Consider the following 14914-nt stretch of genomic DNA (forward strand, 5'->3'; position numbering starts at 1 on the left):
GCAGTGCTAGGGTGTGACCTATGACCCAGCGACAACGGCGTGTGCGCGACCGGACCGAGCGGGGGCAGCGGATCGTCACCGCGGCCCGGGAGCTGGCCGAGGCGGAGGGCTGGGACGCGGTCACGACCCGCCGGCTCGCGGCGCTGATCGAATACAGCCAGCCGGTGCTCTACAGCCACTTCCCGGGCGGCAAGGACGCCATCATGGCGGCGGCCGCCCTGGAGGGCTTCGGCGAGCTGGCCGCGACGCTGGCCGCCGCCCGCGCCGCCGGCCTGGCCGGGGTCGCGCGGGCGTACGTCGAGTTCGCCGAGGCGAAGCCGGCCCTCTACGACGCGATGTTCACCCTGGCCTCGGAGCTGCGGTTCGCCGAGGACGACACCCCGGAGGTGATGAAGGCGAGTTTCGCGGAGCTCCTCGCGGTCGTCGAGCCGGTGGCGGGCACCCGGAACGCGGGTGTCCTGACCGAGGTGTTCTGGAGCACGCTGCACGGCTTGATCACCCTCGACCGGGGGCACCGGCTGTCCCGGGAGCACCGTGACGAGCGCCTCTCGCTGGTGGTCGCCCGCTTCGGCGTGCGGGGCGACTGATCTCCTCCGCGGCCCGACCGGCAGAATGGACACCGGCGGAGAACGTTGACGAGAACGCTAGGAGAGTGCCGGTGACGGGAGCCCTACGTGGTGTGGTCGCGCTGGACGGCCCGTCGGGGACCGGGAAGACCACCGTCGCGCGCAAGCTCGCCCAGCGGCTCGGGGCCGGCTACCTCGACACCGGCGCCATGTACCGGATGGTCACCCTCGCCGTCCTGCGTGCGGGCGTCGACCCGGCCGACGCGGACGCCGTCGCCCGCCTGGCCGACGCCACCGACTTCGCCATCGGCACCAGCCCCGACCGGCCCGAGATCCGGCTGGCCGGCGCGGACGTCGCCGCCGACATCCGCGGGCCCGAGGTCACCAAGGCCGTCTCGCCCGTCTCCGCCGTCCCGCACGTGCGGGAGCTGCTGGTGGCCCGGCAGCGGCAGATCATCGAGGACGTCGTGGGCCACCGCGGCGGGATCGTCGTCGAGGGCCGGGACATCGGCACCGTCGTCGCGCCGGACTCGCCGCTGAAGGTCTTCCTGACCGCGTCCGCCGACGTCCGCGCGTCGCGCCGCAGCACCCAGGACACCGCGGCCGGCCGGAAGTCGTCGGTCGCCGACGCCCTCGCGAGCGTCGAACGCCGCGACCACCTCGACTCGACCCGCGCCGCCTCGCCGCTGCGCGCGGCCGACGACGCCGTGCACGTCGACACCTCGGAGCTGTCGATCGACCAGGTGATCGTCGCCCTCAGCGAACTGGCCAGCCACCGCGGCCTGCTGGCGGGGTGCAACGCCGAGGTCGCCCGATGAAAGCTGACGGGTTGCCGGAAGGCTCCGTCGGCTGGCTCCACGACGCCGGGCGGGTCTTCGCCCGGTATCATCTGCGGTCGGCCTTCCGCATCCGCGTGCACGGCCGTGAGCGCATGCCCGCCACCGGGCCCGTGCTCGTGATCGCCAACCACAGCTCGATGATCGAACCGCAGCTGATCTTCGGAATGCTGCCGCGCCGCTCGGCGTTCCTGGTCAAGGCCGAGATGTTCGGCGGGATCGTGGGGAAGTTCTTCCTGGCGATCGGGCAGATCCCGCTCAAGCGCGGCGAGATCGACCGCAAACCGCTGATGACCGCGGTCGGCGTGCTGAAGGACGGCGGCGTCGTGGGCATCTTCCCCGAGGGAACCCGCGGGGCCGGCGACGTCGGCGCGGCCGAACGCGGCGCGGCCTGGCTCGTCCGGGCCTCCGGCGCGACCGTGCTCCCGGTCGCGACGCGGGGCACGCGCAAGCCGGCCGACGGCAAGAGGCGCTGGCGCCCGCGCGTGGACATCCTCGTGGGGGAGCCGTTCACGCCGAAGGTCGGCCCCGGCAAGACCGGGCTCGACCAGGGCACCGAGGAGCTGCGCGGCGAGCTCGCGGCGCTCGTGAAGACTTTGGACGATTGGCGTACCGAAAACGGATTCGTTACGCCATAAGGGAAATTGGGTAGTGATGGCAGTGTTTGATTCCGCCTCCGCGGGAGAAAGTACGTCGGCGGCGCTGGACAGCGTCGGCGAAGTCGACGGCACCTGGTCCGACGAGACCGAGTTCGCCGCGCTCGACGCGCAGATCGAGGCGGCCGAGCTGGCCGAGGAGGCCGCCCTCGGGCAGCCGGTGCTCGCCGTCGTCGGCCGCCCCAACGTGGGCAAGTCGACGCTGGTCAACCGCATCCTCGGCCGCCGCGAAGCCGTCGTGCAGGACGTGCCGGGCGTGACCCGCGACCGCGTCGCCTACGACGCCTACTGGGGCGGGCGGAAGTTCACCCTGGTCGACACGGGCGGCTGGGAGCCGGACGCGACCGGGCTGCAGGCCTCCGTCGCCGCGCAGGCCGAGCTCGCCATGCAGACCGCGGACGCCGTGCTGCTGGTGATCGACGCGACCGTCGGCGCCACCGCCACCGACGAGGCCGTCTCGAAGGTCCTGCGCCGCTCCAAGAAGCCGGTGCTGCTGGCCGCGAACAAGGTCGACGACGACCGGCTGCTCGCGGACACCGCGTCGCTGTGGTCGCTCGGCCTCGGCGAGCCGCACCCGGTCAGCGCGCTGCACGGCCGCAGCTCCGGCGACCTGCTCGACGCCATCCTCAAGGCCCTGCCCGAGGCGCCCCGCGAAGGCGGCGCCGCCTCGACCGGCCCGCGGCGCGTCGCGCTGGTCGGCAAGCCGAACGTCGGCAAGTCGAGCCTGCTGAACAAGCTGTCCGGCGAGGAGCGCTCGGTCGTCGACTCGGTCGCGGGCACCACCGTCGACCCGGTCGACTCGCTGGTCGAGCTGGACGGCGAGACCTGGCGGTTCGTCGACACGGCCGGCCTGCGCAAGCGCGTGAACTTCGCCGCCGGCGCCGAGTACTACGCCTCGCTGCGCACCAAGACCGCGATCGACGCGGCCGAGGTCGCGATCGTGCTGCTGGACGCGGCCGAGCCGATCTCGGAGCAGGACCTGCGGGTGCTGACCATGGTCGTCGAGGCCGGGCGCGCCTGCGTGCTCGCGTTCAACAAGTGGGACCTGGTCGACGAGGACCGCCGGCACGCGATGGTCCGCGAGCTGGAGCGCGGCCTGGTCCGCGTGCCGTGGGCGGAGAAGGTCAACATCTCGGCGCTGACCGGCCGTTCGGTGCGCAAGATCGCCCCGGCGCTGCGGACGGCGCTGGCGTCGTGGGACCAGCGGGTGCCGACCGGCCAGCTCAACGCGTGGCTCTCCGACCTGATCGCGGCGACCCCGCCGCCGGTCCGCGGCGGCAAGCAGCCGAAGGTGCTGTTCGCGACGCAGGCCGGCATCCGGCCGCCGACGCTGGTGCTGTTCACCACCGGCTTCCTCGAGGCGGGCTACCGCCGGTTCATCGAGCGCAAGTTCCGCGAACAGTTCGGTTTCGCGGGCAGCCCCGTTCGGGTGAATGTGCGGGTTCGCGAAAAGAAGGCGAAACCGAAGGTCGGCGGAAAAGCCGCGCGCACGCGGTGATTTCCTGACGCCCCGGCCGGCGTGGTCCGTCGATTGCGACCTGGATCACGCTGGTCAGGGCCGTGATCGTGAGGTCCGACACTCCGTCGTGACCGGGAAGATATATTTCCTTCACCAGCGAGTATGGTGGAGGGTCGTTGCGGGCGCCTCATTCAGGAGAGCAAGCCCGGTGAGGCTCGCGGAAGGTGAGTGATGGGCTTGCGCGCCCATAGTCCGTCCCTGCACGTCTTCGTTCCGGTCGAGGTGAACGCCCGATGACCGTCACGATCGAACCCGCCGAAACGGCCCCGGTGCTCGCCACGCCCGTGGCCGCCCCCGTCGCCGACCGGGCGCTGTTCTGGTCCGGCCTCGGCGCCGGCGAGCGCACCCTGCTCGACATCCTCGCGGAGACCGCCGAGCGGTACCCGGCCGCCGCCGCCATCGACGACGGCACGACCACCCTGACCTACCGCCGGCTGCTCGAGGAGATCGACGCCTACGGCCGCCGCCTGCGCTCGTACGGCGTCGGCCTGGGCGACCGCGTCGGCATCCGGATCTCCTCCGGTACCGCCGAGCTCTACGTCGCGATCCTCGCCACCCTGTCCGTCGGCGCCGCCTACGTGCCGGTCGACGCGGACGACCCGGACGAGCGCGCCGAGCTGGTCTTCGAGGAGGCCCAGGTCGCGGCCGTCGCCACCGACGGCAAGATCGAGGTCCACAGCACGCCGGGCGGGCGTGACGGCGTCCCCGGCCCCGCGGACGACGCGTGGATCATCTTCACCTCCGGGTCCACCGGCAAGCCCAAGGGCGTCGCGGTCACGCACGCGTCCGCCGCCGCCTTCGTCGACGCCGAGGCCGAGCTCTTCCTCACCGAGGAGCCGATCGGCCCGCACGACCGCGTGCTGGCCGGGCTGAGCGTCGCCTTCGACGCCTCCTGCGAAGAGATGTGGCTGGCCTGGCGGCACGGCGCCTGCCTGGTCCCGGCGCCGCGCGCGCTGGTCCGCACCGGGGTCGACCTCGGCCCGTGGCTGGTCGCGCAGGGCATCACCGTCGTCTCGACCGTGCCGACGCTGGCCGCGCTGTGGCCCGCCGACGCCCTCGAAGACGTCCGCCTGCTCATCTTCGGCGGCGAAGCCTGCCCGCCGGAGCTGGCCGAGCGCGTCGCCGTCGAAGGCCGCGAAGTCTGGAACACCTACGGCCCGACCGAGGCCACCGTCGTCGCCTGCGCCGCGCAGCTGACCGGCGAGGGCCCGGTCCGGATCGGCCTGCCGCTGGCGGGCTGGCAGCTCGCCGTCGTCAACGACGAGGGCGAGCCGGTCGCCATGGGCGAGACCGGCGAGCTGGTCATCGGTGGCGTCGGCCTGGCCCGCTACCTCGACGCCGAGAAGGACGCCGAGAAGTTCGCGCCGCTGCCGTCGCTGGGCTGGCAGCGCGCCTACCGCTCCGGGGACATGGTCCGCGCCGAAGAGGAGGGCCTGCTGTTCCTGGGCCGCCTCGACGAGCAGGTCAAGCTCGGCGGCCGCCGCATCGAGCTGGGCGAGGTCGACGCCGCGCTGCAGGCCCTGCCGGGCGTGCAGGGCGCGGCCGCCGCGATCCGCCGAACCAAGGCCGGCAACCAGGTCCTCGTCGGGTACGTCGTCCCGGCCGCCGGTGTCCCGTTCGACCAGGACGAGTCCGCGACCCGGCTGCGCGAGCACCTGCCCGCCGCGCTGGTGCCGCTGCTCGCCGTCGTCGACGACCTGCCGACCCGCACGTCCGGCAAGGTCGACCGCAACGCGCTCCCGTGGCCGCTGTCCACTGTGGACGCCGCCGGGCTGTCGCCGACCGAGACGTGGCTCGCCGAAGGCTGGGCCGAGATCCTCGGCGTGTCGGTCGACGACCCGAAGGCCGACTTCTTCACCCACGGCGGCGGGAGTCTCACGGCCGCCCAGGTCGTCGCGCGCATCCGCACCCGCCACCCGCAGGTGTCGGTCGCCGACGTCTACGCCTACCCGAAGCTCGGCGCGCTGGCCGCGATGCTGGACGCGCTGAGCGGCCAGGCCACCGAGCGCCGCGACATCGCGCCGACGCCCCGGCGCGCCGGGGTCGTCCAGACGCTGCTGATGGTCCCGCTGATGGGCCTGGTCGGGCTGCGCTGGGCGACGCTCGCCGCCGCGCTGTCGAACGTCCTGTCGTTGCTCGGGTTCGCCTGGGCGCCGACGATGGGCTGGGCGTGGATCGGCCTGGCCTGGCTGGTGCTGTTCAGCCCGGCCGGCCGCATCGCGATCGCCGCAGGCGGCGCGCGCGTGCTGCTCTCCGGCGTCCGCCCGGGCACGTACCCGCGCGGCGGCAGTGTCCACTTGCGACTGTGGACGGCCGAGAAGCTCGCCGAGTTCTCCGGCGCGGACAGCGTCGCCGGCGCGTCGTGGATGACGACGTACGCCAAGGCGCTCGGCGCGCGGATCGGCAAGGACGTCGACCTGCACTCGCCGCCGCCGGTCACCGGCTTCCTCAAGCTGGGCCGCGGCGCCGCGATCGAGCCCGAGGTCGACCTGACCGGCCACTGGGTCGACGGCGACGTCGTGCACATCGGCAAGGTCCGCGTCGGCGCGGAGGCCCGCATCGGCGCGCGCAGCACGCTCTTCCCGGGTGTCCGGATCGGCAAGGGCGCGGAGATCGCGGCCGGGTCGACCGTCCGCGGCGCCGTCCCGGCCGGGCAGCGCTGGGCCGGTTCGCCGGCGGCGCGCGTGGCCAAGGACGAGCGCGACGCGCTGAAGTGGCCGTCGAGCCGCCCGCCGCGGTCGCACTTCTGGGCCGCCGTCTACGGCGCGACCTCCCTGGCGCTCGGCTTCCTGCCCGGCGTGGCCGCGCTCGCGGGTGTCGGCGTGCTCGGCTACGCGATCGCCGGTGCGCCGACGCTGCTGGACGCGTTCACCCGCGCGCTGGTCTTCGTCCCGGCCGCGACCGCCGCGTACTTCCTGGCGTACATGCTGCTCGTGCTGGTCGGGGTCCGGTGCTTGAGCATCGGCATGGTCGAGGGCTACCACCCGGTGCACGGCCGCGTCGCGTGGCAGGTCTGGGCCACCGAGCGGCTGATGAACATGGCCCGCGAAGGCCTGTTCCCGTTGTACGCCAGCCTGTTCACGCCGGTGTGGCTGCGGCTGCTCGGCGCGAAGGTCGGCCGCAACGTCGAGGCGTCGACGGTCCTGGCGCTGCCGAAGATGACCAAGGTCGACAGCGGCGCGTTCCTGGCCGACGACACCATGGTCGCCACCTACGAGCTCGGCCACGGCTGGCTGCACGTCGCCCCGGCCCGGATCGGCAAGCAGGCGTTCCTCGGCAACTCGGGGATGACCGCGCCCGGCCGGTCGGTGCCGAAGCGCGGCCTGGTCGGCGTCCTGTCCTCGACGCCGTTGAAGGCGAAGAAGGGCTCGTCGTACCTCGGGATGCCGCCGCTGCCGGTCCGCCGCGCGATCGGGGAGGCCGACACCAGCCGCACCTACACCCCGGCGCTGCACTTCAAGGCGGCGCGGGCGCTGGTCGAGCTGTGCCGGATCATCCCGGTGATGTGCGGGGTCGCGCTGACCGTCTCGGTCGCCTTCGGGCTGCTGTGGGCGGCGACGGCGTTCGGCTTCGGCGTCGCCCTGCTGCTGGCCGGGCCCGCCCTGCTGGCCGCCGGGATCGTGGCGGCGCTGACCGCGACCGCGATGAAGTGGCTGCTGGTCGGCAAGTTCCGCGAGATCGACCACCCGCTGTGGAGCTCCTTCGTCTGGCGCAACGAGCTGGCCGACACCTTCGTCGAGGCGCTCGCGGTACCGTGGCTGATCGGCTCGGTCGGCGGCACCCCGCTGCTGACCGCGTGGCTGCGCACGATGGGCGTCAAGATCGGCCGCGGTGTCTGGCTCGAGACGTACTGGCTGCCCGAGGCGGACCTGGTGTCGCTGGGCGACGGCGCGACGATCAACCGCGGCTGCGTCGTGCAGACGCACCTGTTCCACGACCGGATCATGAGCATGTCGCGCGTGGCGCTCGGCGAAGGCGCGACGCTCGGCCCGCACGGGATCGTGCTGCCGGGCGCCGGCATCGGCGCGCGCACGACGGTGGGCCCGGGCTCGCTGGTGACCCGCGGCGACGAGGTGCCGGCCGACACGCGCTGGCTCGGCAACCCGATCTCCGCGTGGACGGGTAAGTAGAAGGTCACGAAGTACCCGCCTGGCTCGCCGGACTCACCCGTCCGTGCGAGCCTGGTTTGGTACGGCCGCTCGACGAAAGGTGCGCAACGGGTGATTTCGAAGGCTCCGGCACCGGCCCCCGGCGCGGACACCTCGGGTGACCCCTACCTCCCCGCGCACGGCAACGGCGGCTACCGGGTCCGGCACTACGACCTGAACCTCGACTACAAGGTCGGGCCGAACCGGCTCTCGGCGTCCGCGGTGCTCACGGCCGAGGCGACGCAGGCGCTTTCCCGCGTCAGCCTGGACTTCGGCGAGTTCCGGATCAACCGCGTGCTCGTCGACGGCAAGCCCGCGAAGTACCTGAAGCGCGGCGCGAAGCTGCACGTCCGGCCGGCGAAGTCGATCGCGCCGGGTGCCGCGTTCACGATCGAGGTGCACTACGTCGGCAACCCGCGTCCGGTGCGCAGCCGCTGGGGCGACGTCGGCTGGGACGAGCTGACCGACGGCGCGCTCGTGGCGAGCCAGCCGGTCGGGGCGCCGTCGTGGTTCCCGTGCAACGACCACCCGTCGGACAAGGCCGCCTACCGCGTGACCCTGACGACGGCGTCGCCGTACCTGGTCGCCGTCACCGGCAACCTGGTCGAACGCTCCATCGGGGGCAGCACGACGCGGTGGGTGTTCGAGCGGCCCGAGCCGACGGCGACGTACCTGATGAGCGTCCAGCTCGGTCGGTACGACGAGCTGGAGCTGACGGGCCGCGGCTGGTTCCCGCACGCGGGGGTCGGCGCGCGCCGGTTCACGCTCGGCTTCGGCCGCGGTCACGTCGATTCCGTCCTGCAGACGGTGCCGCAGCGGGCCGCCGTACCCCCGCGGCTGCGGCGCGCGTTCGAGCGCGACTTCGGCCGGCAGGGCCGGATGATCGAGATGCTGCAGCGGCTGTTCGGGCCGTACCCGTTCGACGAGTACGTCATCGTCGTCACCGACGACGACCTCGACGACCCGATCGAGGCGCAGGGCATGGCGATCTTCGGCGCCAACCACGTCGACGGCCGCCGCACGTACGAGCGGCTGGTGGTGCACGAGCTGGCCCACCAGTGGTTCGGCAACAGCTTGACGGTGGCGGATTGGCGGCACATCTGGCTGAACGAGGGCTTCGCGACGTACGCGGAGTGGCTGTGGTCGGAGGAGTCCGGCGGCCAGTCGGCCCAGGCGCTGGCCCGCAGCTGGCACACGCGCATCAAGGCCAAACCGGCCGACGTCCGGATCGCGGACCCGGGCGTGTCCCGGATGTTCGACGAGCGCGTGTACAAGCGCGGCGGGTTGACGTTGCACGCGCTGCGAGCGGAGATCGGCGACCCACCGTTCTTCGCGTTGCTGAAGGCGTGGACGGGGGACCACCGGCACGGGCTGGTGACCACGGAGCAGTTCGTCGCGATGGCCGAGGCTTACGCGGCCCGCTCGCTGGACGCGTTCTTCACGCGGTGGCTGTTCACCCCGGCGCTGCCCCCACTGCCGGGCGCCTAGGCAGCCCGGGTCGCGTCCACCAGCCAGACCGCGCCGGATGTTGGTGAATGCGGCCACCGGGTCGTCGAAGAACATCACTCCGCCCCGGCTGAGCGCTACGTCGAATCCGCTGTCGGGGAACGGGTGGACCTGGGCGTCGCCCTGCTCGAACCTGACGTTGGTGATGTCCTGCGCCAGCGCGTCGGCGCGGGCGCGCTCCAGCATCGGGGCCGAGTGGTCGATCCCGATGACGTGTCCGCGGGAGGCGCGCCGCGCGGCCAGCAGGGTGACGTGGCCGGTGCCGCAGCCGACGTCGAGGACGTCGTCGTTGAACGCGCGGACGATCGCGTTGTAGCGGGCGCGGTTGCGGGCCCAGTGGACACCCTCCCAGCCGTTCCAGGCTTCGGCTTGCCGGGCGTTGACAACGGCGGCGCGCGAGCTGTTCATCCGCGACGGCTACGGCGCGACGACCCTCAAGGAGATCGCCGACCGGGCCGGCGTCGCCGTGCAGACGATCTACTTCACCTTCGGCAACAAGCGCGTGCTGCTCGCGATCGCGGGTGACCTGGAGCCGGTCGCGACGATGGACCGGCCGTGGTTCCGGGACGCCGTCGCCGCCCCGGCCGCCGAGGTCCACGTGCGGCTGCACGTCCGCGGGACGCGCGGGATCCTGGAGCGCGTCGCCCCGATCGTCGAGATGCTGCGCGCGGCCGCCTCGGCCGACCCGGCGATCGCCGGGCAATGGGACGCCGATGCCGACCCCCGGTTCGCCGTCCACCTCGAAGCCGCCCGGTCCCTGGTGGCCAAGCCGGGGGTGCGGGCCTGTGCCCGGAGCTCTACCAGGTGTTCGTCCAGGACCGCGGCTGGTCGCCCGAGCGGTGGGAGAGCTGGGCGGCCGACACCTTGATCGCCCAGATCTGAGCCATACATCGGATGTCTCTGCCGCTTTCCGGGTGAACCCTCCTGGCGTTTCGGGACACCCTCTGCAAGTATGGCCGCACGCCGCCTGCTGATCTCGCCGAAACGTAGTATGAATTCGGAGGACACTTCATGGATGCAGTGTCGCGGCGTGCGGTGCTTCGCTCGGCATCGGTCGCGGTGGGGGCCGCCGCGTTCGGGGGACTCTGGGCTCGGGCCGCGTCGCCCGCCGCCGCGAGTGCGGGGAACCCGCACCGGGACGTCGCCGCCGATGCGCGGATGGTCTGGAAGCGGCTTCCCGGGAACTGGCAGGAAGGTCCCTTCCTCGCCAACGGCTACCTCGGCGCCCAGGTCTACGCCGGCAAGACACCCGACACCCTCAAGGTCATGCTGAGCCACACCCAGGTGCAGGACCAGCGGATCCAGTGGGAAGCCGGCATCGGCCTGTCCCGCCTGCCGATCGGCTACCTCACCCTCACCTTCGCCGGCGCGATCACCGCCGTCGACTGGACGCTCGACCTCTACAACGCCGAACTCGGCGGCACCATCACCACCACCCGCGGCTCGGTCGCATTCTCCGCCGTCGTGCACAACGACCTCGGCGTGCTGCTCGTCTCGCTGACCCCGGGCGACGGCGAAAAGAGCGCCGCCTGGGCCTTCCAGCCGCTGGAGTCGGCGACGACCCGGACCGTGCGCAAGCCGCCCGAGTACGTCGCCAACCCCGCCCCCGAGGTCGCCGCCGGCTACTGCGCGCAGCCGATGCTCGCCGGCGGCGGGTACACCACCGCGTGGCGGGAGCGGGCGATCGGCACGAGACGGCTGTTCGCCGCCACCGTCGCCTACAGCTTCCCGGGCACCACGCACACCGCGGACGCCCGCGGAAGCGTCGAGAAAGCGCTTGCCGCGAACCCGGACGCGCTGCTGGCCCGCCACCGCCGCTGGTGGAACGACTACCACCGCCGCAGCTTCGTTTCGGTGCCGGACAAGCAGGTCCAGCGGTTCTACTGGATCCAGCTGTACAAGATCGCCGCCGCCACCCGCGCGGACGGGCCGGTCGTGTCCGAGTGGGGACCGTGGTTCCCCGAGGTCGGCAACAGCTGGACCGCGGTGTGGTGGAACCTCAACGTCCAGGTCACCTACCCGATCGTGAACAGCAGCAACCACCCCGAACTCGACGCCGTCACCGAGACGTTCCGGCGCGACCACGCGAACCTCGAGACGTCCGTGCCGCCCGCCTACCGCGACGGCGACACCTACGCGCTCTCGCACCCGGGGGACTGGCGGCTGCGGCCCGGCGGCACGCGCTCGGTCGGCGTCCCCGGGACGACGTCCAAGACCGACCAGACCGGGAACCTGTTGTGGGGCCTGCACAACGTCTGGCTCGCCTACCGCCACCACCTCGACCGGCAGGTCCTGCGCGACGTCCTGTACCCGACGCTGGCCAAGGCGCTGAACTTCTACCGCCACTTCCTGTTCGCCGGCCCGGACGGGTCGCTCCACCTGCCGCTGACCCGCTCGCCGGAGTACGCCGACGCGCCCGACTGCACCTACGACCTGTCGCTGATCCGGTGGGCGGCCCGGACGCTCGTCGACACCGCGCGGATCCTGCGCCTCGACGAACCGCGCGTGCCGATCTGGCGGGAGATCGGCGCGAAACTCGTGCCGTACCACGAAGATCCGGCGAACGGCGTGCTGATCGGCGACGGCGTCCCACTGGCCGCGTCGCACCGGCACTTCTCCCACCTGCTGTGGCTCTACCCGCTGCGGGAGAAGGTCTGGGACCGGCCGGCGGACCGCGACGTCATGACCCGGACCTTCGACCACTGGGCCGCCGACCAGTCCGCTTGGCACGGCTACAGCTACGCGGCCGCGTCTTCGATGAAGTCCGTGATGGACGCGCCCCAGGAAGCCCTGCGCTACCTGAAGTTCTTCCTCGACCGCAACGTCGTCGCCGACACCGAGCTGACGGCGAACACGATGTACCGCGAGGGTTCCAACTTCGCGATCGAAAGCCCGATCACCGCCGCACAGTCCATAGTGGACATGCTGATGCAGGGCTCCGGTGGCGTACTCAAGATCTTCCCGTCGGTCTCGGCGACCTGGCGGGACGCCTCGATCGCCGGGCTGCGCGCGGAAGGAGCGTTCCTCGTGGACGCCTCCCGCCGCGACGGCCGCACGGAGTTCGTCCGCGTGCACAGCGAAGCCGGTGAGCCGCTGGTCCTCCAGCACGGCATCGCTGGCGACGTCGACGTCCGCGACGAGTATGGCCGCCGCCTGCCGTGCCGCCCGGCCGGGACCGGGCGGATCGCGGTCGGGCTGTGCCGCGGCGGCACCGCCGTCGTCACCCCGCGGGGCGGCCGGCCGGACTGCGCGCCGCGGGACGTCCCCGCGCTCGGCCCCGCGCCGCAATGGGGCCTGCCGAGCTGAAACCCGCTTTCGACGAGGAGGTCGAATGGACATCACCCGCAGGACCGTGCTCGGTGGCGCGCTCGCCGGGATCGCCGCCGGCGCGGCCGGGATCACGCCCGCCTTCGCCGCCGAACCCGGCGGCGACGACTTCGCCTGGGCCGGGTTCCTCGGCACCGCCGACCTGTACTGGCGGCGGCTGCCGAAGACCTGGTACGAGGGACCGTTCCTGGGCAACGGGTTCCTCGGGTCCGGCATCTACGCCGAGCCCGGGCAGAACGCGATCCGGTTCAACGTCCAGCACAGCCAGGTGCAGGACCACCGCCCCGAGTTCGGCTCGCTGTTCGGCCTGGCCCGGCTGCCGATCGGGTACTTCACCCTCGAACCGGTCGGCGCGATCACCGCGATCGACTGGCGGATGGACCTGTGGAACGCCGAGCTGACCGGCACGATCACCACCGCCGCGGGCAGCCTGAGCCTGCGCGCGATCGTCCACACCGGACAGTCGCTGCTCGCCGTCGAAATCCGGCCCTCGGAAGGGGAGCGCGGGTTCAAGTGGGTGTTCCACCCGGCGGTCGCGGTCAGCCCGCGCGCCGACCCGGTGTGGAACAAGCCGCCGCCGGACGGCTACACCGCGAACCCGCCGGTGCAGCTGAGCGGCAGCGGCGACGCGCGGCTGGCCGTGCAGCCGCTGCTGGCCGGCGGCGAGCACGTGACGGCGTGGCGCGAGGTCACCCGCGGCGGCGCGCGGACGCTGTACACGTCGGTGGCGTGGTCGCACCCGGCGAAGACGTCGGCGGCGCGGGCGCTTTCGACGGTGCGTCACGCGGAGCCGTTCGCCGCGCTCACCCAGGACCACCGCCGCTGGTGGCACGACTACTACCAGCGCAGCTTCGTGTCCATTCCGGACACCCGGCTGCAGAGCTTCTACTGGATCCAGCTGTACAAGGTCGCGTCGGCGGCCCGGCGCGAGGCGCCGGTGATGGCGACGTCGGGACCGTGGCTGGAGAACACGCCGTGGCCGGCGACGTGGTGGAACCTCAACGTGCAGCTCGAATACTGGCTGATCCACGGCTCGAACCACCTGGAGCTGGACGCCGTCAGCCACGCGCTCGACAAGTACCGGGCCAACCTGACCAGCCAGGTCGCGTCGCCGTACCAGGCCGACTCGGCGGGCATCCCGCGCACGACCGACATGACGCTGCTCAACGGCGTCTCGAACGCCACCAGCGGGTTCCCGGTCGGCATCCCCGGGCACGACACGCCGACGCCGGAGGTCGGCAACCTGACGTGGGCGCTGCACAACGTGTGGCTGTCCTACCGGCACACGATGGACCGGTCGCTGCTCCAGGGCACGCTCGTTCCGTTGCTGCGCAAGGCGATCAACTACTACCTGCACTTCCTCGCGCCGGGCCCGGACGGCAAGCTGCACCTGCCGCCGACGTTCTCACCCGAGTACGGCGTCAACGCGCCCGACTGCAACTACGACCTCTCGCTGATCCGCTGGGGCTGCAAGACGCTGCTGCAGAACGCGCCCGGCGACCCGCTCGCGCCGAAGTGGCGGGACGTGCTGGCGAACCTCGTCGACTACCCGGCCGACGCGAACGGGTACATGATCGGCGCCGGCGTGCCGTTCGCGAAGTCGCACCGCCACTACTCGCACCTGCTGCAGATCTACCCGCTCTACGACGTCACCTGGGAGCAGCCGGAGCACCGGCAGATCATCGAGACGTCGCTGAACCACTGGGTCGGCTTCGAAGGCGCGTTGCAGGGCTACACGTTCACCGGGGCGGCCTCGATCTCGGCGCAGATGCTGCGCGGCGAGCAGGCGGCGTTCTACCTCGGCGAACTGCAGCGCCGGTACATCCAGCCGAACACGATGTACAAGGAGTCCGGTCCGGTCATCGAGACACCGCTTTCGGCGGCGAAGTCCGTGCAGGACATGCTGGTCCAGAGCTGGGGCGGGGTGGTCCGGCTGTTCCCGGCGGTGCCCGCGGCCTGGGGCGACATCGCGCTGCGCGACTTCCGGACCGAAGGCGCGTTCCTGCTCAGCGCGTCCCTGGCGGCGGGGAAGACGCGCTGGCTGAAGGTGCGCAGCGAGGCGGGAGCCCCGTGCGTGCTGCGGCCGGGTATCGACGGCGAGCTGGCGGTGATGGACGCGCGGGGCCGGGCGCGGCGCTGGCGTCGGCTGGCCAATGGAGACATCCAGGTCGAGCTGGGACGGGGAGAGGACGCCTTCGTGTACCGGAAGGGCGATCGGCCGGACTTCGCGGTGCGGCCGGTGGCGCCCGGCGGGGCGAGCACGCCGTGGGGGCTGCCGTGAGGGGGTGATCGGGCCGGCTTTGCGCGTTCGCGCCCCGCGAGCCGGTCCGCGCGGCAGAATGGTGCTTCCGACGAG

General features: G+C 72.4%; 9 protein-coding genes and 1 pseudogene. 9 read left to right on the forward strand and 1 reads right to left on the reverse strand.

Translation table 11 applies throughout. The features are described 5' to 3' along the window. Positions 1-20 precede the first annotated feature (20 nt). The 6 genes from ACIRSS_RS21970 to ACIRSS_RS21995 all read left to right on the forward strand — a co-directional run bounded on the left by ACIRSS_RS21970 (position 21) and on the right by ACIRSS_RS21995 (position 9213). On the forward strand, positions 21-587 hold the full coding sequence (locus tag ACIRSS_RS21970) for a TetR/AcrR family transcriptional regulator (RefSeq protein ID WP_400897700.1): 567 nt from the start codon (positions 21-23) through the stop codon (positions 585-587). Positions 588-679: 92 nt separating this feature from the next. Further along, on the forward strand, positions 680-1384 hold the full coding sequence (gene cmk, locus ACIRSS_RS21975; protein ID WP_400899753.1) for a (d)CMP kinase: 705 nt from the start codon (positions 680-682) through the stop codon (positions 1382-1384). Beyond that, complete coding sequence (locus tag ACIRSS_RS21980; protein ID WP_400897702.1) at positions 1381-2040, forward strand: lysophospholipid acyltransferase family protein; 660 nt, start codon at positions 1381-1383, stop codon at positions 2038-2040. Before cmk ends, ACIRSS_RS21980 begins: the two co-directional genes overlap by 4 nt. A gap of 16 nt (positions 2041-2056) precedes the next feature. Then, positions 2057-3556: a ribosome biogenesis GTPase Der gene (der, locus tag ACIRSS_RS21985; protein WP_400897704.1), complete on the forward strand. Its 1500-nt coding sequence runs from the start codon at positions 2057-2059 to the stop codon at positions 3554-3556. Between the two features lie 254 nt (positions 3557-3810). Then, entirely contained in the window at positions 3811-7707 is a 3897-nt protein-coding gene (locus ACIRSS_RS21990) for a Pls/PosA family non-ribosomal peptide synthetase (RefSeq protein WP_400897706.1), read from the forward strand. A gap of 90 nt (positions 7708-7797) precedes the next feature. Beyond that, positions 7798-9213, forward strand: a complete 1416-nt coding sequence (locus ACIRSS_RS21995) for a M1 family metallopeptidase (protein WP_400897708.1) — start codon at positions 7798-7800, stop codon at positions 9211-9213. 72 nt (positions 9214-9285) lie between these two features. Here the strand turns inward: ACIRSS_RS21995 and ACIRSS_RS22000 are convergent. After that, a pseudogene (locus ACIRSS_RS22000) lies at positions 9286-9639 on the reverse strand (class I SAM-dependent methyltransferase); the annotation flags it as partial. Here ACIRSS_RS22000 and ACIRSS_RS22005 point away from each other — a divergent pair. From ACIRSS_RS22005 to ACIRSS_RS22015, 3 genes are all read left to right on the forward strand, one after another. Beyond that, entirely contained in the window at positions 9611-10099 is a 489-nt protein-coding gene (locus ACIRSS_RS22005; protein WP_400897710.1) for a helix-turn-helix domain-containing protein, read from the forward strand. The pseudogene ACIRSS_RS22000 and the gene ACIRSS_RS22005 overlap by 29 nt on opposite strands. A 143-nt stretch (positions 10100-10242) precedes the next feature. Then, a complete protein-coding gene (locus tag ACIRSS_RS22010) occupies positions 10243-12537 on the forward strand; it encodes a glycosyl hydrolase family 95 catalytic domain-containing protein (protein ID WP_400897712.1) in 2295 nt (764 codons plus the stop codon). Positions 12538-12562: 25 nt separating this feature from the next. Then, a complete protein-coding gene (locus ACIRSS_RS22015; RefSeq protein WP_400897714.1) occupies positions 12563-14839 on the forward strand; it encodes a glycosyl hydrolase family 95 catalytic domain-containing protein in 2277 nt (758 codons plus the stop codon). Positions 14840-14914 lie beyond the last annotated feature (75 nt).

It is taken from the genome of Amycolatopsis sp. NPDC101161, assembly GCF_044768185.1.
GTDB lineage: Bacteria > Actinomycetota > Actinomycetes > Mycobacteriales > Pseudonocardiaceae > Amycolatopsis.

Excerpts from the sequence above, each read along its gene's own strand:
- ACIRSS_RS22015 (WP_400897714.1), top strand. The coding sequence starts at position 12,563 with ATGGACATCACCCGCAGGACCGTGCTCGGTGGCGCGCTCGCCGGGATC.
- ACIRSS_RS21980 (WP_400897702.1), top strand. The coding sequence starts at position 1,381 with ATGAAAGCTGACGGGTTGCCGGAAGGCTCCGTCGGCTGGCTCCACGAC.
- ACIRSS_RS22010 (WP_400897712.1), top strand. The coding sequence starts at position 10,243 with ATGGATGCAGTGTCGCGGCGTGCGGTGCTTCGCTCGGCATCGGTCGCG.
- der (WP_400897704.1), top strand. The coding sequence starts at position 2,057 with ATGGCAGTGTTTGATTCCGCCTCCGCGGGAGAAAGTACGTCGGCGGCG.
- ACIRSS_RS21970 (WP_400897700.1), top strand. The coding sequence starts at position 21 with ATGACCCAGCGACAACGGCGTGTGCGCGACCGGACCGAGCGGGGGCAG.
- ACIRSS_RS21990 (WP_400897706.1), top strand. The coding sequence starts at position 3,811 with ATGACCGTCACGATCGAACCCGCCGAAACGGCCCCGGTGCTCGCCACG.